This window comes from Pseudobutyrivibrio sp. C4, assembly GCF_900111635.1.
Taxonomy (GTDB): Bacteria; Bacillota; Clostridia; order Lachnospirales; family Lachnospiraceae; genus Pseudobutyrivibrio; species Pseudobutyrivibrio ruminis.
Map to the genome: position 1 here is coordinate 1 of NZ_FOHF01000006.1, position 26534 is coordinate 26534.

Here is a 26534-nt window from a genome sequence, read left to right on the forward strand (position 1 = left end):
AAGGGCAGGTAGATGGGCCAGCTGCAGTCCTTGGGTGCCGCATGGTTTATAGGTGCCAGATATCGGCGTTGTACTGGGCGATGGTGCGGTCGCTTGAGAAGAAGCCTGCGTTTGCGATGTTTTTAACCATCTTGCGGCCCCATGTAAGGCGATCTTCGTAGTCGGCGAAGGCTTTTTCTTTGGTCTTGCAGTAGTCCTTGAAGTCAGGGAAGGTCATGAACCAGTCCTTGTTGAGGAGTTCGTTGTAGAGACGCTCAAGGTTCTCCTTCTGGCCTACTGCAAGAAGCTCGTCCGATACGATGAAGTCAACGCACTTCTTGAGGTTTGCGTCTTTTTCGTAGTAGTCGCGTGAGCAGTAGCTTGCATCTGCGTAACGCTTGATTACTGTGTCTGAATCTTCACCGAAGATGTAGATGTTGTCATCACCTACAAATTCGTGCATTTCTACGTTGGCGCCATCCATTGTACCGATTGCTACGGCTCCGTTGAGCATGAACTTCATGTTTGAAGTACCTGATGCTTCCTTTGAAGCAAGGGAAATCTGCTCGTGGATATCGCAGGCTGGGATAAGCTTTTCTGCAAGTGTTACGTTGTAGTTTTCAACCATAACAACCTTGAGATATGGGCTTACCTCTGGATCCTTTGCAATGATTTCTGATAAGCAGAGGATAAGATGAATGATATCCTTTGCGATAACGTATGCAGGTGCAGCCTTTGCGCCAAAGATAACTGTGATTGGACGAGCAGGCTTTTTGCCTTCTTTGATTTCGAAATATTTGTTTATTACGTAGAGGGCGTTCATCTGCTGACGCTTGTACTCATGAAGTCTCTTAATCTGAATGTCGTATACGCTGTTGTCGTCAATTTCGATGCCTTGAGTCTTTGCAAGATAGTTCTTGAGAACAGTCTTGCGTGCGTTCTTTACATCAAGGAAACGCTGAACAACTGCATCGTCATTCATATACTGTTCAAGCTTCTTAAGCTCTGTTGCATCCTTCTTGAAGCCAGGACCAATAAGCTCTTCGATAAGCTTAGAAAGCTCTGGGTTGCAATATAGTAACCAGCGACGGAATGTGATTCCGTTTGTTTTGTTGTTGAACTTTTCAGGATAGAGCTCATAGAATTTATGTAGCTCTGTCTCCTTTAATATTTCAGTATGAAGGGCAGCAACACCGTTGATTGATATGCCATAGTGGATATCCATGTGTGCCATGTGTACAAGACCATCCTTGATGATGGCAACATCTGGGTCTGCAACCTTCTTTGCAATGCGGTTGTGAAGCTCGCGAATGATAGGCATGAGCTGTGGAACAGCCTTCATCATAAAGTGGATAGGCCACTTTTCAAGGGCTTCTGCGAGGATGGTGTGGTTTGTGTAAGCTGTGCACTTTGAAACCACATCAATTGCCTCGTCCATTGTAAGCCCACGAATCTGAAGGAGTCGAATGAGTTCCGGTATAACCATTGATGGGTGTGTATCGTTAATCTGAATTACAGCATAATCTGCTAAATCATAAAGGTTTGAGCCCTTTTCTACAGCTTCATCAAGTATGAGCTGAGCAGCATTTGAAACCATGAAATACTGCTGATAAACACGAAGTAATCTACCATTGTCATCAGAATCATCTGGGTATAAGAACAATGTAAGATTCTTTGTAAATTCGCTCTTATCGAAATTAATTCCATCTTTAATAATTGATTCATCTACTGTATCTACATCGAAAAGATGGAGCTTTGTTGTAACTGAATCATAGCCAGTTACATCTATATCATACATACGAGATGTTACATTGAAGCCACCAAAATCAACCTGGTATGTGCGCTCTGTTTTTGTCATCCAGCTGTGCTCTGACATCCATGGGTTTGGTTCTTCATTCTGAAGATTATTATTGAATACCTGCTTAAAAAGTCCCATGTGGTATGCCAATCCAACACCATCACCATTAAGACCAAGTGTTGCAATTGAATCAAGGAAGCAAGCTGCAAGACGACCAAGTCCACCATTTCCAAGTGAAGGCTCAACCTCAATCTCCTCTATTTCTGCAAGAGACTTTCCACAAGCCTCAAGCTCAGCCTTAACCTCATCATATATTCCAAGATTAATAAGGTTGTTTGAAAGGAGCTTACCAATCAAAAACTCAGCGCTGATGTAATAAAGCTTTTTCTTGCCTCCAGCAATCTCCTTGCTCTTAGCCTTATCTTTTACATACTCAAGTAAGCCAACATAAATCTCTTCATTTGTACACTGATCCATGTGGCGACCAAATCGAATCTTAATATACTCATTTGCAGTCATAATTACCCTCCTCGGTGATTAATTAGTTACCATTTACTTGGATTATACTGCTCATATATGGGCTATTACTTGCACAAACCCACTATAAAGTGATACTATTCTATCAAAATAGGAGATAGACACATGATAAATATTAACGATTATCAGTCCATACATGAGGTCACTAGCCACTTTGACTACAACATTCCATACAACACATATCCTTGTACTATTCCGCTGGATTTCGATTCGGTGCCACTGCACTGGCATGAGGATGCAGAGTTTATCTATATAAAAAAGGGTACAGGAATCATTATCATCGACGGGAATGAAAACACTGTAACTGCCGGGGATATAGCGTTAATTTTGCCAGGCAAGGTCCACGGTATTTATCAGCTTTCGGATAATTCTATGGAATACGAAAACATCATTTTTGATTCAAAGATGTTTGCTTCCAACCTGGATGAGTTCTATGACAGATTTCTCATGCCATTTTTCGAGAACACCGTGGATATTCCCCAAGTTTTTAGGCCTGGCGTCACCGGATATGAAAGTATAAAGAAGTATCTGGATAGCAACGACAACATCTCCAGCCACAGAGAAGGGGCATGGGGGCTGGCCATCAAAGGCAATCTCTATCTACTTCTATTTAATTTAGTAACGCTTTATGAAGATAAGATTGATACGAAGAATAAGAAGAAAATCGACAAGCTAAAGCCTGTCATCAAATATGTAGAATTGAATTATGGTAATCAAATCACCGTTGCTGAAATGGCAGATTTGGCAGGTTTTTCTGAATCTCATTTTATGCGATTTTTCAAAGAAGCCTTCGGCGTAAGCTTCATCACCTATCTAAACGACTACAGGCTTTCCATGGCCTCCCGCCTGCTTTTAGAATCTGAGGAGACAATCCTTACCATATCCCAGCAGGTTGGCTTTGAAAATCTCTCCCACTTCAACCGTCAGTTTAAACGCAAATATAATAAAACTCCTAGAGAATACAAAAAAGCATAGCAGCCGTAACTGCTATGCTTTATTTTTACCATTCTAATTAGTACCAACCGTAGGTGTCGTAATCCTCATCCTCGTAGTAGTAATCGTCGTAGTCATAATAGTCATCATAATAATCATCGTAGTAATAATCATCATAATAGTAATCATCGTAGTAGCTATCATATCCGTACAAGCCAAGGATCATCATGTAGATAGCTTCATCATCGCCAGACTTTAATGTCTCACTGATTGTCTTGAGAACCTCAACGTATTCGCTAGGTACCTTTGCTGCCTCAAGGTTGCTAACTGTTGATGACAAATCAACGATCTTGAGAAGGTCAATCATCTCTTCTGAATCCATATTTTCAAGGTCGTAAACTGTTCCGGCCTTTGACATATCTGGCACATCTTCCATTGAGTATGAAAGATTTACCTGAAGAAGTGAATCGTTGTCTGCCATTACATTCATGTCGATTTTACCAGTAGTGCCTTCTGCCTGAACTACGAAATCGTACTGAGCTAATGCAAGGAACTGCATGTCATCCTCGTAGATCGACTCAGTCATTCCTTCGCCAAGTGTAACAAGGAACTCTGCGTTAACGCCGCGTGTCTTTCTATATGTCTTCTGATCGAAGTTCTTAACATCGACAGTAAAGTATTCTTCGTCATCTAATGCAACTGTGTATGTTCCGTTTAAGAACTCATCCTGTGATGTGCCCTTACCATCAATTGTAAGTGTTTCACCCTCTGAATCAACAATCTTTAACTTAAGACCTGAATCAGCGCCATCCTCTGGCATGTATAATGTAAATACTTCGCCATCTGCGTCGTCGTCATATGAGATACCCTTGACGTTGAATGAGCTATCAAGGTAAACATAAAGGACACCAACATCCTTGTTCTTCTTAGGATTCTTTTCAATCTTCTCTAATGTCTTCTTAGCATCCTTCTTTGCATCAGAAATCTCTGATGTGATCTCATCCCAGTACTCTTCTGCATCTGTGTACTCAGAATACTCATCTGACTGAATCTCTGCCTCGAGGAATGGCATAAGCATTTCCTTAAGGTCATCATCTTCCTCAAATGCCTCAGCTAAATCGTATGTAAGCTGAGCATCTGTCTGTGCGTCGATTGTGATAGCGAGCTCTGTGTATGTAGCCTTTACGCCGCTTGCCTTGATTTCCTTTTTGCCCTTTGTGATATCTGCGCCTGCAAGATCCTTCTTGATGATGCTTGCGTAGTTATCAGCAGTTGTGCTCATCTGAGCAGGTGTTGGATATGTCTCTGCGTATGTTGAAAGCTGTGTTGTGTAATCAGCGATTGCCTTAACAATTTCCTGCTTGTCAAAATCTGAACCAACAAGGAATGATGCATCAGAAACAACTTCTGGAGCTGAAATGTAAGCCTCGCCTGCATTTGCATCAATAAGTGCCTGGAATGTAGTAATGTGTGTGCCGTTGATGCTTGCATCTACATCAAGTCCTAATGACTTATCCTGAACATCCATAGCGATTGTTGCACCTGCGCTATTGAACCAAGAAATATCTTCTGCTGTCATGCCCATCTGGTCTGCTAAAAGGCTCTTGATTTTGTCGCCAAGTGTAAAATCTACTGAAAGAGTCATATCGCCATTTAAATCAGCGTATGATTCCTGGATGGAATTGTAGCTAACCTCATATTCCTCAACAAGGCTGCCTGACTGATTGTCGATTGCTTTAGCAAGCATCTTTGCAGGATTGTTGATGAATTTATATGCGAAGAATCCGCCTACTGCAAGAAGTGCAATTACAACCACTACAACGATAGCGATGATAATTCCTTTCTTGCCCTTCTTAGGAGCTGGAGCTTCCTCAGCTGGTGGAATTGGTGACCACTGTGGAGCTGGCTCTGGAGTAGGCTGCTCTACTGGAGCTTCTGCTGCTGGCTGCTCCTCAGCCTGGGCAGACTGCTCAGAAAGCACTTCATCTACTGTAAGAACTTCTTCTGTATTTTCCTCTACTGGAGTTTCCTCTACAACTGGAGCTTCTTCTGTCTCCGATACTTCCTCTACTGTCTCTTCTACAATCTCTTCTACTGGTTCCTCAGCCTGAACCTCTTCTACTTGTGGTTCTTCTACTTCTGGAGCAGCCTCAACAACTGGTTCCTCAACAGGGGCTTCCTGTGGTGCTGGAGCTACAGGCTGCTTTGCTGGAGTTCCACACTTTGGACAGAACTTCGCTGTGGCGCTAAGCTCAAATCCACATTTAGTACAAAACATAAATCTTCCTCCCTCTCACTTTGAGTGTCGTTTGATGGTATTAATTATATACCATAAAATTAAAAAAGCAATACCATAAATTAATAAACTTTTTAAATAGTATAAATCATGGATGCTATATAAATAGTGGAATGTTGGGCAAAATCGCTGTAATGCACGACCTTCTTTGAAGTCGATGAACACAGGCGAAAGCATTGCCGATGCCATGATAAGAATCGGTGTAACGATTCCAAGTCCCTTAATGCTGTGAATGATTTCTCTTATAAAAATGGCCACCACGATGACAACAAAATCATATGCAGCAATGGTCGCAATCTCTCTTCCCAGGGATGTGAAAACACCTCCCCAGTACAAGCCAACAAGTACCATTATTGTCGGAATAAAAATTATAACTAGATAATAAAGCAAATCTCTGAGTACAAAGCACCTGGTCTTCCACCAGATAAACAAACCGCTTGCCTCATCCTCAAGATAATACATGGATGCTGCGATTCCACAAAGGAGAAGCCACAATGCCAAGATTCCACGAAGAGGCATCATCAGATAGTTAGTATCTTCAGATGAATTGTCTGTGCCATCAACATAGCCCATCTCAAAGAGATTGCCATTAATCTCGTAATTATCATATGTTTCGATGATATGATTCAACTGGTCCTCAGTTGGATTATCACCGTACACATTTTTTGAAATATAGTAAATAGCCATTTGTCTGGCGATCATAGGATAAACCCTGCTGGAGAGAACCTCCCTGCCAAGCATGTGGGTAAGACCACTTTCTCGGATAACAATTTCTATCTTTGTTTTGGTCTTGCCCTTTGTGGCCATGTTACCCACAAGGGCATCCAAATCCTCGGGCACAATCCACCCTTCGGTAAGCTGCTGTGACTCCACATCCTTCACCACCGCATCTGCATCGTCATAAAACTTAAAGAGCAGACTTCCTGGATTGGATTCCAGATTCTCTTTCAGCCATTTGGAGCAACTGTCATCACCTGGAATGTAAACGCCGATTGTCATAAGCCCCGATGGTGCAGCACTCATAGCATTTAGCATGAGCACCATCAATGGAACTACCAAAAGCATGGCTATGTAACTTTTCTTTTTTAATAACCTTTTTAATAGTAGTAAGTATTTCATCCTTATTTCATCTTCTGTCTTCTCACAACCATTGCAATTCCAAGGAATGCCACGGTGTAAGCGCACATAATCCAAAAGTATAATCCTGTCTCATCGTCGGTAGTCACACCGCCCATGTATGAAAAAGCCACACCTGACGGAATGAACTCGCCAATTCTTTGGACAATTGCAGGGAAGAATGTCTTTGGATAGAAATATCCAGACACGTATCCCATTACAATGTAAAGCATAAATGCCACCAGAATTTTGTTGATGACACCTACAAGAATTTCAAAAATCATAAATCCTAATGCAGCAAACATGATGGATACAGGAAGCAATTTGCCTGCAATTTCGCCTAGGGCTTTCATCAGATTTACATCTGTCTCCACAGAATCAAGCACTCCAAAGTGTATAGCCACTGCCATCAGTCCAAATATCACTGCCATGCAAATGATGTTGATGGTCAAAAATGGGATATACTCACCAAACACCTGAGCCACCGCACCGATGCCCTTTGATTTCATGAACCTGATTCTTCCATCCTTTTGGCCAAGGAAAAATGAGATGGCACAGAATGAAAGCAGAAGCATGAAGAACAAAAGTATTCCAAGGAAATAATAGGCTGGTGTGGATAGTCCATCAGAAAGACCAAGCTCTGTGATTTCTGCCACATTGGTTCTAACGATTAGCGCCGAAATATATCGCATAAACAAATCGTTTATTTTCTCGGAGCGATAGTTTTTATCGAAGCCCTCTTCCTTCATCAACTGCCTGAGGGTAAGTATGCCTGTCTCGGAATAAATAATGATGTGAGTTGCAATGGATGAAATCTCGTCCATCATTACATTTGAAATACCCTTCTGTCCGGATGTGGCATAGTATTTTAGCTTCGCATCATTTGTCATTGCATCAAGCGCATTGCTAAACTCCTCCGTAATTATGATATACGCAGAAATATCAGCGTTTCTAAGAGCCTGCTTGGCAGCCTCTTCATCATCGTACTCTACCAGCTCAATCATGTATCGGCTCTCATCAAGGGTGCCTACCATGTAGATTCCAAGGCTTATCATTTCATCGTCAGTGTCACCAACAACACCCAGCTTATAGCGCTGCTGCTCAGAGGCATAAGTGTCGCTATAGATAAGTGCATACCCTGTTACGGACAGCAAAAAAGCCACCACTATAATCATTGCGAGTATTCCGGGTAGCAGTTTAAATATTCGTTTATATTGAATTAGCAAATAATCTTTAAACTTTACCATAACTCTATAATCTTCCTATCAAATGAGGAATGTCCCCGTCGTACTTGTAAGGCACAAGCTTCCCTTCCTTAAGGATGAAGCATTTGTCGCAAAGCTCTATCTCCTGCACCTCGTGTGTTGCAATGATCAAAGAACCGCCCTGGCGCTTGAACTGCTCAAAGTAAGTGTAGATTCTCTCCTTGCACACCAAATCAAGAGCCGCTGTTGGCTCATCCAAAAGCATAAGCTTTGGATTGGAATTGATAGCGCAACCGATAGTGAGACGCTTCTTCATACCGCCTGACATTTGATTTACAGGAACCTTTATAAACTGGTCGATTCCAAGCATCGCCAGAAAACCGTCCTGAAGCTCCTTCTTCAACTTGTCAGGTTTGTACCACATGCGCAGATTGTCCCAGGCGGTAAGCTCTGTTATCAGAGGCGTCTCCTGTGGAACGTAGGCCACAAGCTCATTTCTTAATTTTGTATTTTTCAGCAAATCCTTGCCATCAATGTTGAAAAAGCCAGAATTAGGCTTTTGAAGTCCCGCTAGAATTGTAAGAAGTGTAGATTTTCCACTACCATTCTCCCCAAGGATTCCCACAATCTCACCAGGCTCTACCGTAAAGTCGATACCTGCCAAGACTGTGTGCTTCCCATATTTCTTTTTAACATTTTTTATTTCAATCATTACTCAAATAACCCCTTGTAATTGTAGGTTGTATAGAAATCAAGCTCTACATTAATGTATTCCTCGTAGTTGTCCTTAGTAAGTTCATCTGTGCCAGAATACATCCAACCTAAAATCTGTGAATTAATCCAATCACCATGATGACATTCATCACTGTAATTGTCCAGATTTGTTGTGATATCAAACTCATTATTGAATGAGAATAGATGGATATTGTCGCACTCAAGCATTAGCTCGATTGCATATTTTTCCGCTGCTATCCATCTTTGAACTGTTCCAAGCTCATTTTGTGAGCCCCACCATGCAATGGAGTATGGTGTGAAATAATAGTAAAACTGAATGTCCGGATTGTCCGTTGCAAGCTGGACAACATTCTGTGTGATGTTTTCCTCAACCTGCTGCTTTACCTCATCAACAAATGGCTCTCTAGAGGTTGGCTCCGCAAATTCGGTTCTATCTCCTAAAACTACATCCGCTCCAAACTCCGCTGTGTCCATCCAGTTGGCATAATCATCGAAGCTTGTGATACCTGCTTCTTTTCCAGCTGCTGCATCGGCAAGCATTGGCATGCAGATATCGAACAGTACCTCTTTATTGAAGAAATAGTTTACGTCATTGAAGATGTTGTCGTCATATAAGTAATCTGGATAATCACCCAAATCATCACGAATCCTGTTGGCATCATCCATAATGTAGGAATAATCCAGGGGACGAATCACAAGCTTAAGGTCTGGATTCACTTCAATGGCATTTGCAATGTTGTCGTTAAGCTCCTTGTAAGTACCACCAGCAAATGTGGTCTTAATTGAATTAACACCAAACAGCTCATCAACTTCGCTAGTCTTGTAGTTTTCCGCCATGGATGTGCCAATCACCATCGCATCGTAATCAAAGTGCTTGATGATTCCATCGTTCTGGCTTCGCTCGTTATTCAATTCGTAATAAAGGCCTGAAAGTGGTCCGTGATAATGGAAGTATGGATCCACCACAATTATCACACTGGCAAATCCCACCAACAATATCATCAACACCGCTAGCATAGCGGCCATCCATTTTTTACTACTTTTAAACATATATAATCCTAAAAATTAAAATATAAAAATGTGCTGATTCCGCTAAGCGAGAAGATGCTGAGGGCAATCAAAAATGCTGTCCAAAGCATAGTGCTTATCTTTAGCTGGAACGCCTGCATCTTTTGGTTTGAATTCTTTGCACCAAGCACAATAAACAGCGCAAGGAAATAATAGATTCCAACATAAATAAATGGAAGTGAATTTGTAAGTGCAGTTCCATCCAGGAAGTATTTCAACACTGGTGTCTGGAATGCGCTAAGGATGTTCACATCGATGTTGGTGAAATCTACATATAAAATCTGCTTTATAAACTCGATTGCATCGCCGATTGTATCTGCTCTGAAAAAGATAAGTGACATAGCAAAGAATACCTGTGTCAGCATCCATCCAAGGGCAGGGTGCATTTCATCGAAGGTCTTTTTGTTCATGCGAGTGATGATAACAAAGATGCCATTTAAAACTGACCAAACTACAAAAGTCCACTGGGCACCATGCCAGAATCCACTGAGCAAGAATACGATGAAAAGATTGAAGCATGTCCTTACATTTCCACGGCGATTGCCACCGAGAGGGATGTACACATATCTGGTGAAGAATCGACCAAGTGTGGCATGCCAATGATTCCAGAAGCTTGCAATGTTGAGCGTCTTGTATGGACTGTCAAAGTTAACTGGCAAATCTATGTTGAGCATCTTTGCAAGACCTGTGGCCATGTCGCAATATCCGCTGAAATCAAAGTACAGCTGGAAGTAATATGCAATCATTACAAGGATTGCGTTGGTCGCCTTCAGATCTGCCACCTGAGTGTAGCCCCAGTTTACAGCCACACCAAACACATCTGCTATCAATATCTTTTTACCGAGACCCATGGCAAACATGTAGAAGCCCTTTGCCATATTGTCCCAATCCACAGTCTTTTTACTTGGATTTAATAGCTGAGGAATCATTTCATCATGAGTAACGATTGGGCCGGCAACCAGCTGTGGGAAGAAGGTGACATAGCAAGCATATGTAAGAAAATCATACTTAGGCACCTGTCCTCTGTAAGTATCCACGATAAATGAAATCTGCTGGAATGTGAAAAAGCTGATTCCAAGAGGAAGCACTATGTGCATAAATGGCCAGTCGGTTTTAAATATCGTATTTACGTTATCAATAAAGAAATCCATGTACTTGAAATAAAAGATTATTCCTAGGTTCACTGCCACGCCAAGTATCATCACCGGCTTGCAGGATTTCAAATAGCCAACGTTATCTATGGTGACTGAATCCAACTCCGAATTCATTGTAGTCGCTTCAAGTATGGCACCGTTTTGCAATCTTTTCATCCACAGGTAAAACAGATAATTTACGATTACACTGGAAATGATAATCAGCAGATACCCCGGATTGAAATAACCATAAAACCACAATGACATTCCAAGCAGAAAAACAAGACCAAGCTTGTATCGCTTAGTCTTATTAAGTAAAAAATATCCTAGTATGCAAATTGGTAAAAAAACAAAAATAAAAATATAAGAATTAAATAACATCTACTTCCTAGTCCGCAAGTTACGGATACAAGCCTTGGTATTGCTTCGTTCCGAGATTGGTCACTTCAGCAACACCAAGAGCTTGTTTCCTACTTGCTCATCTAAATATTATATTTTTTATTAACCACGGTTAGTGGAGAGCTTGAGCTATGTCGGCGATGAGGTCTTCGCTGTCCTCGAGGCCGCAAGATACGCGGATAAGGCCTGCTGGGATGCCAGCTGCCTCAAGCTGCTCATCTGTCATCTGACGATGTGTTGATGTAGCTGGGTTTAAGCAGCAGCTTCTAGCATCTGCAACATGTGTCTCTATAGCGATGAGCTTGAGCTTCTTCATGAATGATTCTGCTGCAGCTCTGCCTCCGTTGAGTTCAAATGAAACTACGCCGCATCCTCCGTTTGGAAGATACTTCTGAGCCATCTCATAATATTCATCTCCCTCAAGGTTTGGATAAGTAACCTTCTTTACCTCTGGGCAAGACTGAAGGAATTTTGCAACAGCAAGTCCGTTTTCAGCATGACGAGGCATACGAACGTGAAGTGACTCCAATCCAAGGTTGAGTATAAATGCGTTCTGTGGAGACTGGATGCTTCCAAGGTCACGCATGATCTGAGCTGTAGCCTTTGTAATGAAAGCTCCCTCTTTACCAAACTTCTCTGCGTATGTGATTCCGTGGTAGCTGTCATCTGGAGTGCAAAGTCCTGGGAACTTATCTGCGTAAGCCATCCAGTCAAACTTTCCTGAATCAACAATACATCCACCAACGCCTGCGCCGTGGCCATCCATATATTTTGTAGTTGAGTGTGTAACAATATCTGCGCCCCACTCGATTGGACGGCAGTTTACTGGTGTTGGGAATGTGTTATCAACAATAAGTGGAACGCCGTGAGCGTGTGCCACCTTTGCAAATTTTTCTATATCTAAAACTGTAAGGGCTGGGTTTGCAATTGTCTCGCCAAACATTGCACGTGTGTTGTCCTGGAATGCTGCGTTCAACTCTTCCTCAGATGCATTAGGTGAAACGAATGTAACATCAACGCCCATCTTCTTCATTGTAACAGCGATAAGGTTAAATGTACCACCATAGATTGATGAAGATGCAACGATATGACTGCCGCACTCGCATACGTTGAATAATGCGTAGAAATTGGCTGCCTGTCCGCTGGATGTAAGCATTGCAGCTGTACCACCTTCAAGTGCTGCGATTTTTGCAGCTACATAATCGTTTGTAGGATTCTGAAGTCTTGTATAAAAATAGCCTGATGCCTCAAGGTCAAAAAGCTTTCCCATATCCTCGCTAGTGTCATACTTGAAAGTTGTAGATTGTACAATTGGAATCTGTCTTGGCTCACCATTTCCTGGTGTATAACCTGCCTGCACACATCTAGTTCCAATTCCCTGCTTATTCATGTCTTGCCCTCCTGAAATACTAAATAATACAAAAATGGAGTATGAGGTGAATAGTAACGTTCTTTCACCACATACTCCTAAACTTTACCATATTAAAGCGGCATTTTAAATATTAATTCTATCTAATTATTTCATCATAACGGGCTGAAACCTTGGACCAATCAAGCACTTCCCAAAATGCTTTGATGTAATCTGGGCGCAAGTTTTTGTACTTGAGGTAATAAGCATGCTCCCAAACATCAAGTGCAATGATTGGTGTCCAACCTTTGCCCTCTGATAATGGATTGTCCTGATTCAAAGAATTTGATGCATGAAGCTCTCCATTTGAATCTACCGAAAGAAATGCCCAACCTGAGCCAAACTGAGCTGCTGCAAGTTTTGAAAGCTCTTCCTTGCAAGCCTCCACACTGCCAAAAGCTTTGTTTACTGCATCAGCAAGCTTGCCTGTTGGCTCCTTCGCAGCATCAGGAGAAAACATTTCAAAATAAAGATTGTGATTATAATATCCGCCACCCTGATTTCTGATTCCTTTACACAAGGTCTCATCGGAAATCTTATCTAAATTTGCCAGAACTTCCGCTGCTGGCTTGTCATCCACACCAGCTTTAGCTGCAAGATCATTGAAATTGTTTGTATAGGTTGCATGATGCTTGCCATGGTGAGTCTCAATTGTGAGCTTATCAATATATGGCTCCAAAGCATCTGTCGCATAAGGCAATTTGATTTGTTCGTACATGAGTATTCTCCTTTCCTGTTCAGCTGGGCCATTCCTGCCCCTTGGATTTGTATACACATTTTAACATATTGCCTACGCAATTATAATCAAATCTATGTAAAATGTTTCTATAGTTTAGCTAGCCTTAAGTCGCTTACCATTATCCCATAATTCATCACAGGACAAATCAAAATCATCATTCCAGATAATTCCATATCCACCAACATCAACTGATACTGATTCAAATAAAGAACTATCCTCCATTAGTTGATTAAAAGCTGGTATTGTCTCTGCTAAATCTTTAATACTATATTCCTTTGTCTGGCCTTCAACAAAATGAACTTGTAATTTATAATCAGGCATCGCCTTTACATCTTTTATCTTATGAAACATATTTACCTCCTATTCAAGAGAACGTTCCTCTTTTATGGAAATATATCACTATACTTTGACGTGAACAAGAAGAATATTTCCCTCTTACGCTCCAAAAGTATTGAATTTATCATATCCAAAGATTTAATACCTGAAATGCTGTATTTCCAGCACATTTTGGGCTTCAAAAGTATTAAATCAAAGATATTTTTCATTTTAATACTTCAACTCGCCATTTTTATCACCATATTCAACATTGTGACGTTTATCCTAGTATTAAAAATCAAAATTCTTCAATTTAAATACTTCTGAACCTCTATTTCCATCAAAAATCACTGATTTCACGTATTAAAAAATGAAATCTCCTCATTTCAATACTTTTCATTTTTTGCCAAGTATTAGAATTCAATAAATCTTTCTTTCAATACTTCGCACGCCACTAAACGTCCAGTATGCAAGCACCACCTAAGTAATTAACCCTGTGGCTTCGCCACAGTCCAAGTTTCAATCCTGCTTGACTAACATTTATCTGACAAAAGTTATGAAGTCAAGGGAGCGAAGCTCCGAAGGCTTGCCCTTGACTGAAATAACTTGGCAGATATGATGTGTCTAGCAGGTTGAAACAAAAAACCTACCCCAATACTAGGGGTAGGTTTTAGCTAACAATAATTATTCTATTGTAAGTGTTTTATCAGTAGGTACCTTTTCGTATTCCATCACATGGCCATACTGATTATCATCATTTGAAATTCCAACCGATACAGCAATTGTTCCGTCACCATTTTCTTCGATATTCATTCCAATATCATATACTGTTTCGTTTGTTCCATTAACATCGATATATTCATATGTTACTGTTGCCCAGCTATGAGTACTCATATACTCACTCTTCTCAGCTTCGCTTTGGAATCTATGTACGTCAAGGTTTTCTCCATTATTAACATACTCTCCAACTAAATCTTTTCTAAGCTCATATGTAGCTGTACTATCAACATTTACATTATTCCAAACATCTCTCACACTATCAATGTCTGATTCAGCACCAACTGAAACTCTAACACCACTTGTTGGGAAATCCTTGGTAGTAACCTCATAATAAGGCCCATTCTCTTCTGAATTGTTTTCAAATGGCTTAACTTCCTGAAGATTTGGAGTAACCTTTAAGATTACATTCTCAGTAACATCATCTGGAGCCACGTAATTCTCAGTTGCATAAACATAAGATGCACTTAAGTCATGATAAGCACCATATCCAGACTGACCTTTTACGATAAATAACTCATACTTTTGATCACCTACAGTGATTTCGCCAACCTTTGTAAGTTCCTTTGCAATTGCATATGCCGACTTTGCTTCTGGAATTGCAATTACAGCTGCACCTTCATTGCTACTTTCTGCTGCCTTCTGAGCTGCAACAATAGCGCTCTGAATCTGGCTGAAGTTCTTTAAACCAAACTGCTCAGCCATTCTATACTGCTGAGGTGTGATTGTGATTGAAGAATCAGCAAGTGATGTGACAGGAATTCCCGCATGAGCACATGCCTGTAAAGTTGTTAATGTTCTGTTTTCTGCCTTACCAACTGTTGCATAATGAATATAATACTTTGCAATGTCATTTCCATACATTGCCTTTAATTCACCATATGCACTTGAGTAAGCTGATGGATCAAAATTCCAATTACATGTACGACCTTCAAAAATACCATATGAGCAGAAGTGATTAAATAATGCATTGTAATCATCTCCTAATAACTTAACGAGCTCTGGATTCTGAAGCTTATAATATTCAAAATCAAACATTGTAGACATAACAGCTACATCTTCAGCTGAAAGTGTTCCATAGTCTACCATATCTGCATTAGTAGCCTGAGTAAATCCTTCGGCATTTGCTGTGTTAGTTGTTACATTTACTGCAGCAACTAACGATAATGCTGCAATCATCCATAATACGCTTTTCTTCTTCATTAAATCATACCTCCTAAAAAGCTTTTCAATTACAACATTATTCTCCTTAAATCGTTGTTCAGTTTACACTCTAGCGTTATAAATGTCAATATATTTTTAATATTACAGCAATATATAATGTTGCGTATACAAAAACACCTCAGCCTTAGCTGAGGTGTCATAATCATTACTCTGTGTATGCGTTCATTGCGTCGATGACCTGGTTGATTTCGTCGTCGGTGAGCTCTGGGAACATTGGGATTGTTACGCCGTGCTCTGCGAGGTCCTCGGCAACTGGGAAGTCACCGTGTTTGTAGCCGAGCTTGCCGAAGCACGCCTGCTCATGCATTGGAACTGGGAAGTAAACGCCTGTGGCGATGCCCTTTTCTTCCATGTATGCTCTAAACTTTGCTCTGTCGTTTACGCGAAGTGGGTAAACGTAGAAGATGTGCTCGTTGAAGTCAGCAACTACTGGCTTTGCAAAAGCTGTGTTAGTAATCTTCTCGTTGTAGATTGCTGCGATTTCACGGCGGCGAGCGTTCCAATCATCAAGATGTGGAAGCTTAACTGAAAGCATTGCTGCCTGGAGTGCATCAAGACGAGAGTTGAAGCCTACAAGGTAGTTGTAGTACTTTGGAAGATTTCCGTGGAAATCAATCTTTGACTCGTCGAACTCCTGACCGTTTAATCTAGCGTATGTGTAAGCGCCGTTGAGACCTGAACCGTGAACACGGAAAGCCATAGCAGCCTTGTATAAATCTTCGCTATCAGTAACGATGATACCAGCATCGCCTGCTGCACCAAGGTTCTTTGTAGGGAAGAAGCTGACGCATGCCATATCACCAAGTGAGCATGTGTGACGTCCCTTGTATTTAGCGCCTGCAGCCTGTGCACAGTCTTCGATAACAAGTGCGTTGTGGCTATGTGCGATTCTACAAATCTCATCCATATCTGCAGCCTGGCCGTAGATGTGAACTGGAATAACTGCCTTTGTCTTTGATGTAAAAGCAGCCTCAAGCTTGCTTGGATCCATTGTGTAAGTCTCTGGTGTGATGTCTACGAATACTGGAGTAGCACCAACCTGAGCAATTGCCTCTGCTGTAGAAACAAATGTCATAGCTGTTGTGATAACTTCATCACCTTCACCAATGCCTGCTGCAAGAAGTGCAATAACAAGGGCATCTGTACCATTGCCTACACCTACTGCATACTTTGCACCACAGTATGATGCAAATTCATTTTCAAAATTCTGAACCTTTGGTCCTAAAATATATCCGCCTGAGTGAAGCACCTCAAGTGCTGCTGCATCAAGCTCATCCTGCAAAGAAGCGTACTGTCTTTGCACATTCATAACTGGTATCATAATTTCCTCCTAATTTATCCTTTTATTCTACTAACCACTTTACCCTTAACATACTCAACCTCTTCGATTCGCATCATCATGAGGATGACGATGTAGCCACCGATGCCAATTACGGCTGAGAGGCCAAAGATAAGGATGTTGCTATCAAACAAGTGCTTCATCAAAAGCACAACAAGGACTACAAATATAGCTCCTGGAATCTGCTTAAGCAGAACAGGTATGTGTTCAAGGAATCTGTAGTTTTTGATGTGGCGCTTTAGCATCTGTGAGTTAATCAAAAAGTTGACTGTCAAGCTGATGGAGCTGGCAATGGAAATACCCATAACTCCAATGACATGTGACAGCGCAATACTGAAGATGATGTTGGCGCCTACTGCGAAGATTCCTGAAATCATCGCTCGCTTGGTGTCCTTAAAAGAATAAAGTCCTCTTAAAATAATATCACGTACGCCCATACTAGTAAAACCGACAGCGTAACCAATGAGAGCTGCGCTTGTAAGGGCGATGGATTTCTCGCCGAAGTTACCTCGTCCAAAGGCGATAGTAACGATTTCTCTTGCACACATACAAGTGACAAGTGTGATTGGAATCATGATGCAAATCATGACGTTGATGGCCTTTTTCATGGTGTCGATAAGGCTGTCATAATCACCCTCGGCTGTGTATGTGGAGAAGTTTACATATAAAACATCAACCAGGTTGTTTACCAGGATGATTGTTACGAAATCTTCCAATGATACTGAGTATGATAACGCTGATACATTTCCGTGGCCGAGACCTGTGGAAAGGGCACTATCAACAAGCTTGTTTATCTGTGAAACGGAGTTGCCGATGAATAGTGGCACCGCCGTCAAAAGTACTGTTTTAATCTCGGGCACATCCTTGAAGGCTACGAAGGTGAACTTGAAATATCTACGTCCACGAATCAATAGCAATGAGCCGAAGATGATGTAGCTTAAATACTGGGCAATAATCAATGATGTAACTGCCTGCACATTGTAGAGAATCAGGATGCACAGGATGGTTGTGATGCTGGTGATTGCTGATTCGGTACGGCTGACTACGAAATCTTTGTTGGCGTCCATCATGGATGTCCAAACCAATGTGACTACCGCAAACAAGAAGAATGGATAGCAAATCTTTAGGTATTGCTGTAAGTATTCCAGCTCTGTTGGTGTGTAGCCCTGGCCAAGTGCTGATGCGATGTAAGGTGTAATCATGTAAACAATCAGCAACACGAAAAGCACTACCGGAAGCAAGATTTCCAAGCATGCGCTCATCAGCTTTGAAGCCGCTTCCCTACCGCGCTGCACCAAGCAGTGGGTGTAGATACTTACCAGAGAAATGGTGATGGCCCTGATAAAAGCAGATGAAAGCGTGCCTACGAAATTGAAGGCTACAAAATATATATCTGTTTCAAATGTTGTGCCGAAGAAATAAGCTATGACCATCTGCTTAACGAAGCCAAGTAGCTTAAAGCACAAAGTAAGTATCGTAATTACGATAGTTGTGCTTACGATACTTTTTGTCTGTTTACTCATATTTAATTCCTACTAGAAAAGTGATGTGATTGCTGTAAGGATATCTGAGCCGAAGCTTGCAATAACGATACCGAGGATGATAACTAACAATCCTGTTGCTTTCTTCGCTCCAATTTTTTCCTTAAGAAAAATCTTTCCTAAAACTGCTACCCAAATGTAACCTGTTGCCTCAAGGATTGGTCCTAAAGATAAATCCACGCCCTTGTAGCCGATTACTGAGCAAAGTGATGCTCCAAAGAAAACAATGTATGCTCCCATAACCATTGGGTTAAGGTACTCTGCAATTTTGCTTGGGTATTCTTTTTCAGCTGCCTTCTTTAAAACGATTTGTGAGCAAGAGGCGATGAAAGTACCAGTAAGCATGATTAGCATAAATTTATTCATTTGCGCTTACCTCCTCTTTGCCAGCTTTTCCGTTGACTTCCTCATCACCGCTAACAACAAGATATACGCCGATGATAACAACGATTGCACCGATTACTTTTTGAATTGTAATCTGCTCACCAAAAATCAATGCACCCCAGATGAGGCCCCAGATTGTGGTGGCTGCTTTGTTAGCATATGTAGTGATAAGTGGCAGATGCTTAAGAACCTGCTGCCAAGCAATAGCATAAAATCCAAGGATACAAACAACAAGCCCATAAAAGATAATCCACTTGAAGCTTAAAAACTCATAGCCTGAAGCCATCTTGGAACAAATGCTATTTACTGAAAATATCAAAATAATTACATGTAAAATGGCGAACCACTTTATAGTATCTTTTTTCATGAATTTGTCCTACTTTCTTAATTCTTATAAACCATTACAGTATAACGCTAGCTATGCTGAAAATCTAGTTTTGATTATTCAAACGATATTTCTTAAATATTTCATACTGCCTTTGAAGCTCGGTCTCTTCATCTGTCAATAAGCCTTTCGCCTCCAAAACTCTTTCAATAGCCTGAGAAACATCGAGTGTATGATATGGTAAAAACAGTCCTCGCAGTTCCTTAGGCTTTACAATTTTATAGGCTCTTGATGAAGAGATTTCATAAGAATAACAAAAATATCTATAGAAATACCCAATCCAAAACATTTCGTTATTTGTGTATTTCACTGATCCATAATTGGATGTTCCATACTGCTCATTTACTGACTCTAAGATATCAACCGCTTGTAGATTGGTTTCCAACAATGAACCATTATCCAGCTTTTTCGCAATATCACTATGCATATATCTTCTGATGAAAATTTCTGAGCTTGAATTCATTTTTTCTATCGACAATTCAAATGTTTTTGCCTGTATATCACATAGCAATAAGCCATCTTTATCAATTTTTCTTGCCTTCATATTTCATCTCCTTCTCGAGAATTTCATCTATATATTTTCCCTGACCTCTGTAAGTTCTTCTGGCCAACTTTACCTTATCATCTCCAAGTTTGGCCTCTTCTGTTCTTATCTTTTTATAGTAATCCCTCTCGCTTTGTGAAACATAACAACGTTCCAATAACTTTATATGACTAACAGCTTTCTCACTAATAAACACATATTGATTTCCAAGATTTGTAGCTGCCAGGCAATGTTTGCACTGTTCATCAGTGATTTCCCCATTTATAAAGGAGTTTATTATTTGGAACATCCTATTGTCGGCTATTGGGGCAATAATGTAATCACATTCTCTGGATTCTTCAATTATCTTTTTAATTCTGGGATGATTCTTATATTCATCTAAAGCTCCCCGATAATAGGCAATAGTCATCATCCATTCCTGATTCACCTTGTATTCCTTAGACATTAGTCCTTCAGGATTAAAATCTATAATATATGCAGAAGATTTATCAAAGCCCGACACAAAAGATACAGCCTGCTCATAATTTTCTCCAGTATAAAACCCTTTTCCAAAATCGTTATTATCTCTTCCATAGCAAACGTCTATTTCACCTTTAATCTCACTTTTCGCTCCATGAAATAGCTGCTTATGATTGATAGGCAAATTATCTCTACATAGCATTTCTTTCAGTCTATTAATCTTTATATTATTTTTAAAAGCATATTCATATACCATCTCCAATAACTGCTCACTAGGATTTGTAACACCACTTTCATTACGGGATAATGTTATCTGCTGTACACCTAACTCCTTAGCAAGTTCTTCTTGGCTGATACCTAGAATTTCTCTTATAGACTTTAAATCTTGTGAAAAATTATACTCCATTGTGTACCTCCAACTTATTTATATCACATTACTTAAAGAAGTTCAATAAACTTGTTTATATCACATTACTTAAAGAAGTTTGGTGTCCTAATAAAAGCGAGGCCTGCGCCTCGCTTCCTTTTTTTACTTATTCCAGTTTGCAAGCATCTCTCGTACGTAGTCAGTTGTCATGATTTTATCTACTGTGCCCTGTACATCGAGGCGCTTTGTGTTGTGTGATGTGTAGGCATCAGATGCCATTGTGTGAACCTGGCCATCTACGAAGAACTTGTCATAGTTGAGGTCACGGCCGTCTGGAAGTACACGATAGTAGTTGCCCATATCTACGGAACGAACGCACTCTTCGTTTGTCATAAGTGTCTCGAAAAGCTTCTCGCCGTGGCGTGTTCCGATGATTTTTGTGCCTGTATCACCGAAGAGCTGCTGAACAGCCTTTGCAAGGTCGCCGATTGTAGAAGCGTCAGACTTCTGAACAAAGAGGTCACCTGGCTCGCCATGCTCGAAAGCAAACATAACAAGTGCAACTGCCTCATCAAGATTCATGAGGAAACGAGTCATCTCTGGATCTGTGATAGTGATTGGGTTGCCTGCTTTGATCTGGTCGATGAAAAGAGGGATAACTGAACCACGTGAGCACATTACGTTGCCGTAACGTGTTGTGCAGATTGTAGTCTTACCGGCTGCAACACGTGCGTTTGCGCCGATAACCTTTTCCATCATAGCCTTTGAAATACCCATTGCGTTGATTGGGTAAGCTGCCTTGTCTGTTGAAAGGCAAACAACTCTCTGAACGCCTGCCTCAACTGCTGCATGAAGAACATTGTCAGTTCCCTCAACGTTTGTACGAACTGCTTCCATTGGGAAGAACTCGCAAGAAGGAACCTGCTTTAATGCTGCTGCATGGAAGATGAAATCAACACCTGGCATAGCATCCTGAACTGAGCGCATGTTACGAACATCGCCAATGTAGAACTTTACCTTGCCAGCAAGGTCTGGATGCTCAGCCTGAAGCTGATGTCTCATATCATCCTGCTTCTTCTCATCACGTGAGAAGATACGAATCTCCTTGAGGTCAGAATCAAGGAAATGCTTTAAAACTGTGGAACCAAATGAACCTGTTCCGCCAGTAATCATCAAAGTCTTATCTTTAAATAATTCACAATTCATTTCTATACTCCTAGTCCGCCAGTAAATTTACTCTTTCAAAGCTCCCGCAAGCCATCCAAGTTTATGATACTGGCTCATCTAAATTATTTACATTTCTTTGCGCCACACCATTTTGTTAACCACGCCGGTGTAAGACTGAATAATCTTTACTACCTTTGTGGAAACATTTTCCTCTATATAATCAGGAACAGGAATACCATAGTCCTGATTCTCGTTCATGTCAATTGCAGTTGTTACCGCCTGTAATAAAGAATGCTCGTCGATTCCAGCCAAGATAAAGCAAGCCTTATCAAGGGCCTCTGGGCGCTCGGTAGATGTACGGATGCACACTGCTGGGAATGGCTTGCCGATGCTTGTGAAGAAGCTTGACTCCTCAGGAAGTGTACCTGAATCTGAAACTACTGCGAATGCATTCATCTGCAAGTGGTTGTAGTCGTGGAAGCCAAGTGGCTCATGCATGCGAACACGTGGGTCGAGCTTGAAGCCTGTAGCTTCGAGACGCTTGCGTGAACGTGGGTGGCAGCTGTAAAGGATTGGCATGTCGTACTTTTCTGCCAATGCATTGATAGCTGTGAAAAGGCTTGTGAAGTTCTTTTCTGTATCGATGTTTTCCTCGCGGTGAGCTGAAAGAAGGATATACTTCTTTGGTTCAAGGCCAAGTGTCTCAAGAACGTTGCTTGCCTCGATTTGCTCAAGATTTGCATGAAGAACCTCTGCCATAGGAGAGCCTGTTACGTATGTGCGCTCCTTTGGAAGACCACACTCTGCCAAGTAGCGGCGAGCGTGCTCTGAGTATGCCATATTTACATCTGAAATAATATCTACGATACGACGGTTTGTCTCCTCTGGGAGGCACTCATCCTTACATCTGTTTCCAGCTTCCATGTGGAAGATTGGGATGTGAAGACGCTTTGCAGCAATAGCTGAAAGGCATGAGTTTGTGTCGCCAAGAATCAAAAGGGCATCTGGCTGAATTTCAACCATGAGCTCGTATGACTTTGCGATGATGTTGCCAACTGTCTGACCAAGATTGTCACCAACAGCTTCCATATAAACATCAGGATCATCAAGCTGCAAATCCTTGAAGAATACTCCGTTTAGATTATAGTCGTAGTTCTGACCTGTGTGAGCAAGTACACAATCGAAGTACTTGCGGCATTTCTTGATTACAGCTGCAAGTCTGATAATCTCTGGACGTGTTCCTACTATTATCAATAACTTTAGTTTTCCGTTGTTCTTAAACATTTATACATCCTCTCTATATGTATCTGGTCTATCCGCCTCAAGTAATTCGTTGGCCCACATAAGGGTTACCAAATCCTGAGAATCGGAAAGATTGATGATATTGTGGGTGTAGCCAGGAAGCATGTGAACTGCCTGAATCTTTTCCCCTGAAACTTCGTATTCAATCACTGGGAATGGGTTGCCGTTTTCATCAACTCCCACGCGGCGCTGCTGGATAAGACCATGGCCGCTGACAACGATGAAGAACTCCCATTTAGTGTGATGCCAATGCTGGCCCTTTGTGATGCCAGGCTTTGAAATATTAACAGAGAACTGACCTTTGTCAGTAGTCTTTAAAAGCTCTGTGAATGAACCGCGGTTGTCCACGTTCATCTTTAAATCAAAGCACGCCTTTTCTTTTGGAAGGTATGAAAGGTATGTGCTGTAAAGCTTCTTTGCAAAGCTGCCATTTGGAATGGCTGGCATAATAAGTGAATGAGGCTCTTCCACAAAGCTATCAAGAAGCTCCACAATTTCGCCAAGTGTCACTGTGTGTGTGACTGGCACGTGGCAATAGCGACCGTCTGCTGCCTCTACCACCTGGCCCTGGTCATCGTAATTGCAACGATGCTCCTGACCACGAAGTGCTGCAACCATTTCGTTAACCAAATCATCAATATATACAAGAGTGAGCTCTGTGGCTGGGTCGTTTACTGTGATGTCCAAGCCGTTTGCCTTGTTGTGGCAGAATGTGGCAACTGCTGAGTTGTAGTTTGGGCGGCACCATTTTCCAAAAAGATTTGGGAAGCGGTAAACCAAAACCTTCGCCCCTGTCTCCTGCTGATATTTGAAGAAAAGCTCCTCACCAGCAAGCTTGCTTTTGCCGTAATCACTGCCGGCATATCTACCAAGAAGTGTGGCCTGGATAGATGATGAAAGCATAACCGGGCAAGTGTTGCCGTGCTTTTTCAAAGTATCCAAAAGAGTGCTGGCAAAACCGAAGTTGCCTTCCATAAACTCCTCTGTGTTCTGAGGGCGATTGACACCTGCAAGATTGAAAACAAAATCGCAATCAGCGCAGAATCGATCCAACTCCTCTAATGAAGAATTTCTGTCGTATTCATAAATTATCAGGTCCTCATCAACAAAATGGAACCTGTCTCTTCCATCTGCTGCACACTTAAGAGTCTCTACAAGATTCTTTCCAACAAAGCCTGCAGCCCCTGTAATTAATATTTTCAAATCTACTCTCCAATTTGCATAATTAAACTCATTAATTATAGCACAACAATAAAATAAGTGCATTAAACTAAAAAGAGTTCGAAGACAAACTTAATCTGCCCTCGAACTCATGTAAATTATATTGTAAAGAACTGTACGCTTTCGTTGATTGAATCTGCTGCAACTGCAACTGATGAAGCTGCGTTTGAAACAGTGTTACTTGATTCAGCAACGTTTCTTGAGCTTTCAGTTAACTGGTTAACTGTGGCTGTGATTTCCTGGCTTGTAGCCGACTGCTCTTCAGATACGGCTGCCATGTTTGCTGCCACATCATTTACAGTTCCCATTCGCTCAGCCATCTTTGATAATGTGTCACTTGCATCTGACAGTGCAGCTGTGATGGTCTGGAATGTTGTTGCTGCATTATCAATTGCCTCTGAACTATCGTGAATCATCTTTGTGTTGGACTCTGAACGCTCTGCAAGGTCGCGAACCTTCATAGTCATCTCATCAATGATTTCACCGATTTTTCTAGTTGCCTCGGCACTATCATTTGCAAGCTGACCGATTTCGGAAGCAACTACCGCAAATCCTCGGCCGTATTCTCCTGCACGGGCAGCCTCGATTGAAGCGTTCAATGAAAGAAGATTTGTCTGGGATGCGATGCCGCTAATCATATCGATAATCTGGTTAATTTCTACTGCTGCCGCGTCTACAGACTGAACTGCCTCATTCATACCGTTCATAGAAGCAACTACATCTTCCATTCCCTTGCGAACATTTGTCATGTCCTCTGCGCCTACATTGGCCTTATCAACAAGCTCAACCATGCTTGTCTCAATCTGATTTTCAGACTCTGTAAGCTCTGAAACAGTCATTGAGAGAGATGTGGCATTTTCGGCTACCTCTGTAACTGACTCTGCCATGCTTTCCATGTTTGCAAGAATTGTTTCCATGGATCTAGACTGCTCGTTTGCTTCTGTATTTAAAACTCCAGCTGTGGACTGAGAATTCTTTGAATCAGTTTCAAGCTGAGTTGAAATGCCCTGAATGTTGCTTATAATTCCGCGCATGCTTTCGATGAATTTGTTCATAGACTTATTCATGTAAGCAATTTCGTCGTTACCTCTGTCGTCGATTGTAACTGTGAAATCGCCCTGGCTGATATGCTCGATATTTTCTGTCAAAGCAGCTACCGGCTTACGAATCATTTTATTCAAAGTTACATTGAATAAAGCTGCCAGGATAATCATCATTGCAACTACTGCCCCGATGACAATAAGAAGCATGTATAACACATCTGCTAAAACATCTGTTGCCTTAGCATAATTTATAACTTTCCAATCAGTGCCTTCTACTGTGTAAGTTGAAACGAAGTATTGTCCGTCTGCACCATTCACCTTGGCAACCTGACCATCCTCGTTTCCAAGGACAGATGTCATGTTGTTAAATAATTTATTATCAACGTCTACTAAATTCTGACCGCACATCGCTGTATCCTCAGCACTTAGAATCAAGCCCTGTGAAGTAGCCATCATTGCACGACCTGTACCGTATAATGTGACGCTGTTTAAGTAGTCCTGGCATGCAGACATCATAAGATCTGCTGCAATTACACCTTCTCTTCCATCCTTTAAATGAACGTGACGGAGAACTGTTGCACATAGATTTCCTGTGTTCAAATCAAAGTAAGGAACATCATAGAAATAATAATATGAATCCGTATATGCGATACCTTCTTGATACCATGGCTTTTCACGGATATCCATTCCTGGATCCCAACCTGTCAATTCAATGAAGGCACCATCTGATAATGATAGATATGCACCAGTTGGAATCATATCGTAGCGTCCCTTTGTCTGCTGTAAAAAGGCGCGAATCTCAGTATCGTCCTCAAACTGCTGAACCTCGATTGAATCAGCAATAGCATTCAAATAATAAAAGGTAGATTTTAACTCACTATTAATTTCCACCGCATCTGATTTAACAGATTCCTCAAATGATGTGTAAAGAAGCTCATGAATGAGTTTCGTGTCAAATATGCCTACAAGCAATACTAATAACGCTATTCCAACTGCAACAACAGGTAGAAATATCGAAATCAACTTATTGCTAAGTCTTTTAATTTTTCTGTCTTTTCCTATACCATTCGTTTTCAAGTTCTTTCCTCCAGTCAGTAAATCTTGATGCCTCACGAACTCC

The 26534-nt window shown here is 41.2% G+C and carries 22 protein-coding genes; 1 reads left to right on the forward strand and 21 read right to left on the reverse strand.

Features of this window, described 5'->3' with window-relative positions; translation table 11 throughout:
* Positions 1-46: 46 nt before the first annotated feature.
* Positions 47-2296, reverse strand: a complete 2250-nt coding sequence (locus tag BMY66_RS09945; RefSeq protein ID WP_090395031.1) for a glycogen/starch/alpha-glucan phosphorylase — start codon at positions 2294-2296, stop codon at positions 47-49.
* A 123-nt stretch (positions 2297-2419) separates the two neighbouring features.
* On the opposite strand from BMY66_RS09945, the gene BMY66_RS09950 reads away from it, so the two are divergent.
* Positions 2420-3289 (forward strand): AraC family transcriptional regulator, encoded by an 870-nt coding sequence (locus tag BMY66_RS09950; protein ID WP_090395032.1) that lies wholly within the window; start codon positions 2420-2422, stop codon positions 3287-3289.
* Positions 3290-3326: 37 nt separating this feature from the next.
* Here BMY66_RS09950 and BMY66_RS09955 read toward each other — a convergent pair whose 3' ends face one another.
* From BMY66_RS09955 to BMY66_RS10050, 20 genes are all read right to left on the reverse strand, one after another.
* On the reverse strand, positions 3327-5525 hold the full coding sequence (locus BMY66_RS09955; protein ID WP_090395033.1) for a zinc ribbon domain-containing protein: 2199 nt from the start codon (positions 5523-5525) through the stop codon (positions 3327-3329).
* Between the two features lie 15 nt (positions 5526-5540).
* Complete coding sequence (locus BMY66_RS09960) at positions 5541-6662, reverse strand: ABC transporter permease (RefSeq protein ID WP_090395034.1); 1122 nt, start codon at positions 6660-6662, stop codon at positions 5541-5543.
* Positions 6663-6664: 2 nt separating this feature from the next.
* The gene (locus BMY66_RS09965; protein WP_177175647.1) at positions 6665-7834 is read right to left on the reverse strand and encodes an ABC transporter permease; all 1170 of its coding nucleotides are present in this window, start codon (positions 7832-7834) and stop codon (positions 6665-6667) included.
* A 76-nt stretch (positions 7835-7910) separates the two neighbouring features.
* Positions 7911-8576, reverse strand: a complete 666-nt coding sequence (gene ccmA / locus BMY66_RS09970; RefSeq protein WP_044935398.1) for a heme ABC exporter ATP-binding protein CcmA — start codon at positions 8574-8576, stop codon at positions 7911-7913.
* The gene (locus BMY66_RS09975; RefSeq protein ID WP_143064529.1) at positions 8576-9649 is read right to left on the reverse strand and encodes a hypothetical protein; all 1074 of its coding nucleotides are present in this window, start codon (positions 9647-9649) and stop codon (positions 8576-8578) included. Before BMY66_RS09975 ends, ccmA begins: the two co-directional genes overlap by 1 nt.
* A gap of 8 nt (positions 9650-9657) precedes the next feature.
* On the reverse strand, positions 9658-10977 hold the full coding sequence (locus BMY66_RS09980) for an MBOAT family O-acyltransferase (RefSeq protein WP_242942704.1): 1320 nt from the start codon (positions 10975-10977) through the stop codon (positions 9658-9660).
* Between the two features lie 334 nt (positions 10978-11311).
* Entirely contained in the window at positions 11312-12589 is a 1278-nt protein-coding gene (locus BMY66_RS09985) for an O-acetylhomoserine aminocarboxypropyltransferase/cysteine synthase family protein (protein WP_033151909.1), read from the reverse strand.
* A gap of 118 nt (positions 12590-12707) precedes the next feature.
* Positions 12708-13325, reverse strand: coding sequence for a superoxide dismutase (locus BMY66_RS09990; protein ID WP_090395038.1), 618 nt, complete (start codon positions 13323-13325; stop codon positions 12708-12710).
* 114 nt (positions 13326-13439) lie between these two features.
* A complete protein-coding gene (locus BMY66_RS09995; RefSeq protein ID WP_090395039.1) occupies positions 13440-13697 on the reverse strand; it encodes a DUF2442 domain-containing protein in 258 nt (85 codons plus the stop codon).
* A 648-nt stretch (positions 13698-14345) separates the two neighbouring features.
* The gene (locus tag BMY66_RS10000; RefSeq protein WP_090395040.1) at positions 14346-15641 is read right to left on the reverse strand and encodes a hypothetical protein; all 1296 of its coding nucleotides are present in this window, start codon (positions 15639-15641) and stop codon (positions 14346-14348) included.
* 166 nt (positions 15642-15807) lie between these two features.
* Positions 15808-16983 carry a DegT/DnrJ/EryC1/StrS family aminotransferase gene (locus BMY66_RS10005; protein WP_330387103.1) on the reverse strand — a complete coding sequence of 392 codons (1176 nt, stop codon included), beginning with the start codon at positions 16981-16983 and terminating at the stop codon, positions 15808-15810.
* A gap of 14 nt (positions 16984-16997) precedes the next feature.
* Complete coding sequence (gene murJ, locus BMY66_RS10010) at positions 16998-18524, reverse strand: murein biosynthesis integral membrane protein MurJ (RefSeq protein WP_090395042.1); 1527 nt, start codon at positions 18522-18524, stop codon at positions 16998-17000.
* Positions 18525-18536: 12 nt separating this feature from the next.
* Entirely contained in the window at positions 18537-18908 is a 372-nt protein-coding gene (locus tag BMY66_RS10015; protein WP_074789868.1) for an EamA family transporter, read from the reverse strand.
* Entirely contained in the window at positions 18901-19293 is a 393-nt protein-coding gene (locus BMY66_RS10020; protein ID WP_090395043.1) for a DMT family transporter, read from the reverse strand. Before BMY66_RS10020 ends, BMY66_RS10015 begins: the two co-directional genes overlap by 8 nt.
* A 64-nt stretch (positions 19294-19357) precedes the next feature.
* Positions 19358-19855 carry an antitoxin gene (locus BMY66_RS10025; RefSeq protein ID WP_090395044.1) on the reverse strand — a complete coding sequence of 166 codons (498 nt, stop codon included), beginning with the start codon at positions 19853-19855 and terminating at the stop codon, positions 19358-19360.
* Positions 19836-20720 carry a DUF3990 domain-containing protein gene (locus BMY66_RS10030; protein ID WP_090395045.1) on the reverse strand — a complete coding sequence of 295 codons (885 nt, stop codon included), beginning with the start codon at positions 20718-20720 and terminating at the stop codon, positions 19836-19838. The genes BMY66_RS10025 and BMY66_RS10030 overlap by 20 nt, the downstream gene beginning before the upstream one ends.
* A 123-nt stretch (positions 20721-20843) precedes the next feature.
* Positions 20844-21887, reverse strand: coding sequence for a polysaccharide biosynthesis protein (locus tag BMY66_RS10035; protein WP_044935370.1), 1044 nt, complete (start codon positions 21885-21887; stop codon positions 20844-20846).
* A gap of 87 nt (positions 21888-21974) precedes the next feature.
* A complete protein-coding gene (wecB, locus tag BMY66_RS10040; protein WP_044935367.1) occupies positions 21975-23132 on the reverse strand; it encodes a non-hydrolyzing UDP-N-acetylglucosamine 2-epimerase in 1158 nt (385 codons plus the stop codon).
* A complete protein-coding gene (locus BMY66_RS10045; RefSeq protein ID WP_090395046.1) occupies positions 23133-24353 on the reverse strand; it encodes a polysaccharide biosynthesis C-terminal domain-containing protein in 1221 nt (406 codons plus the stop codon).
* Between the two features lie 116 nt (positions 24354-24469).
* On the reverse strand, positions 24470-26491 hold the full coding sequence (locus BMY66_RS10050) for a methyl-accepting chemotaxis protein (protein ID WP_090395047.1): 2022 nt from the start codon (positions 26489-26491) through the stop codon (positions 24470-24472).
* Positions 26492-26534 lie beyond the last annotated feature (43 nt).

What these genes read in the sequence shown, in the direction of transcription:
- wecB (WP_044935367.1), bottom strand. Translation starts at nt 23,132, where the DNA reads ATGTTTAAGAACAACGGAAAACTAAAGTTATTGATAATAGTAGGAACA.
- BMY66_RS10035 (WP_044935370.1), bottom strand. Translation starts at nt 21,887, where the DNA reads ATGAATTGTGAATTATTTAAAGATAAGACTTTGATGATTACTGGCGGA.
- BMY66_RS09955 (WP_090395033.1), bottom strand. Translation starts at nt 5,525, where the DNA reads ATGTTTTGTACTAAATGTGGATTTGAGCTTAGCGCCACAGCGAAGTTC.
- BMY66_RS10015 (WP_074789868.1), bottom strand. Translation starts at nt 18,908, where the DNA reads ATGAATAAATTTATGCTAATCATGCTTACTGGTACTTTCATCGCCTCT.
- BMY66_RS09985 (WP_033151909.1), bottom strand. Translation starts at nt 12,589, where the DNA reads ATGAATAAGCAGGGAATTGGAACTAGATGTGTGCAGGCAGGTTATACA.
- BMY66_RS09980 (WP_242942704.1), bottom strand. Translation starts at nt 10,977, where the DNA reads ATGAAAAGATTGCAAAACGGTGCCATACTTGAAGCGACTACAATGAAT.
- BMY66_RS10020 (WP_090395043.1), bottom strand. Translation starts at nt 19,293, where the DNA reads ATGAAAAAAGATACTATAAAGTGGTTCGCCATTTTACATGTAATTATT.
- BMY66_RS09945 (WP_090395031.1), bottom strand. Translation starts at nt 2,296, where the DNA reads ATGACTGCAAATGAGTATATTAAGATTCGATTTGGTCGCCACATGGAT.
- ccmA (WP_044935398.1), bottom strand. Translation starts at nt 8,576, where the DNA reads ATGATTGAAATAAAAAATGTTAAAAAGAAATATGGGAAGCACACAGTC.
- BMY66_RS09965 (WP_177175647.1), bottom strand. Translation starts at nt 7,834, where the DNA reads ATGATTATAGTGGTGGCTTTTTTGCTGTCCGTAACAGGGTATGCACTT.
- BMY66_RS10000 (WP_090395040.1), bottom strand. Translation starts at nt 15,641, where the DNA reads ATGAAGAAGAAAAGCGTATTATGGATGATTGCAGCATTATCGTTAGTT.
- BMY66_RS10025 (WP_090395044.1), bottom strand. Translation starts at nt 19,855, where the DNA reads ATGAAGGCAAGAAAAATTGATAAAGATGGCTTATTGCTATGTGATATA.
- BMY66_RS09990 (WP_090395038.1), bottom strand. Translation starts at nt 13,325, where the DNA reads ATGTACGAACAAATCAAATTGCCTTATGCGACAGATGCTTTGGAGCCA.
- BMY66_RS10030 (WP_090395045.1), bottom strand. Translation starts at nt 20,720, where the DNA reads ATGGAGTATAATTTTTCACAAGATTTAAAGTCTATAAGAGAAATTCTA.
- BMY66_RS10005 (WP_330387103.1), bottom strand. Translation starts at nt 16,983, where the DNA reads ATGATACCAGTTATGAATGTGCAAAGACAGTACGCTTCTTTGCAGGAT.
- BMY66_RS09995 (WP_090395039.1), bottom strand. Translation starts at nt 13,697, where the DNA reads ATGTTTCATAAGATAAAAGATGTAAAGGCGATGCCTGATTATAAATTA.
- murJ (WP_090395042.1), bottom strand. Translation starts at nt 18,524, where the DNA reads ATGAGTAAACAGACAAAAAGTATCGTAAGCACAACTATCGTAATTACG.
- BMY66_RS09950 (WP_090395032.1), top strand. Translation starts at nt 2,420, where the DNA reads ATGATAAATATTAACGATTATCAGTCCATACATGAGGTCACTAGCCAC.
- BMY66_RS09960 (WP_090395034.1), bottom strand. Translation starts at nt 6,662, where the DNA reads ATGAAATACTTACTACTATTAAAAAGGTTATTAAAAAAGAAAAGTTAC.
- BMY66_RS09975 (WP_143064529.1), bottom strand. Translation starts at nt 9,649, where the DNA reads ATGTTTAAAAGTAGTAAAAAATGGATGGCCGCTATGCTAGCGGTGTTG.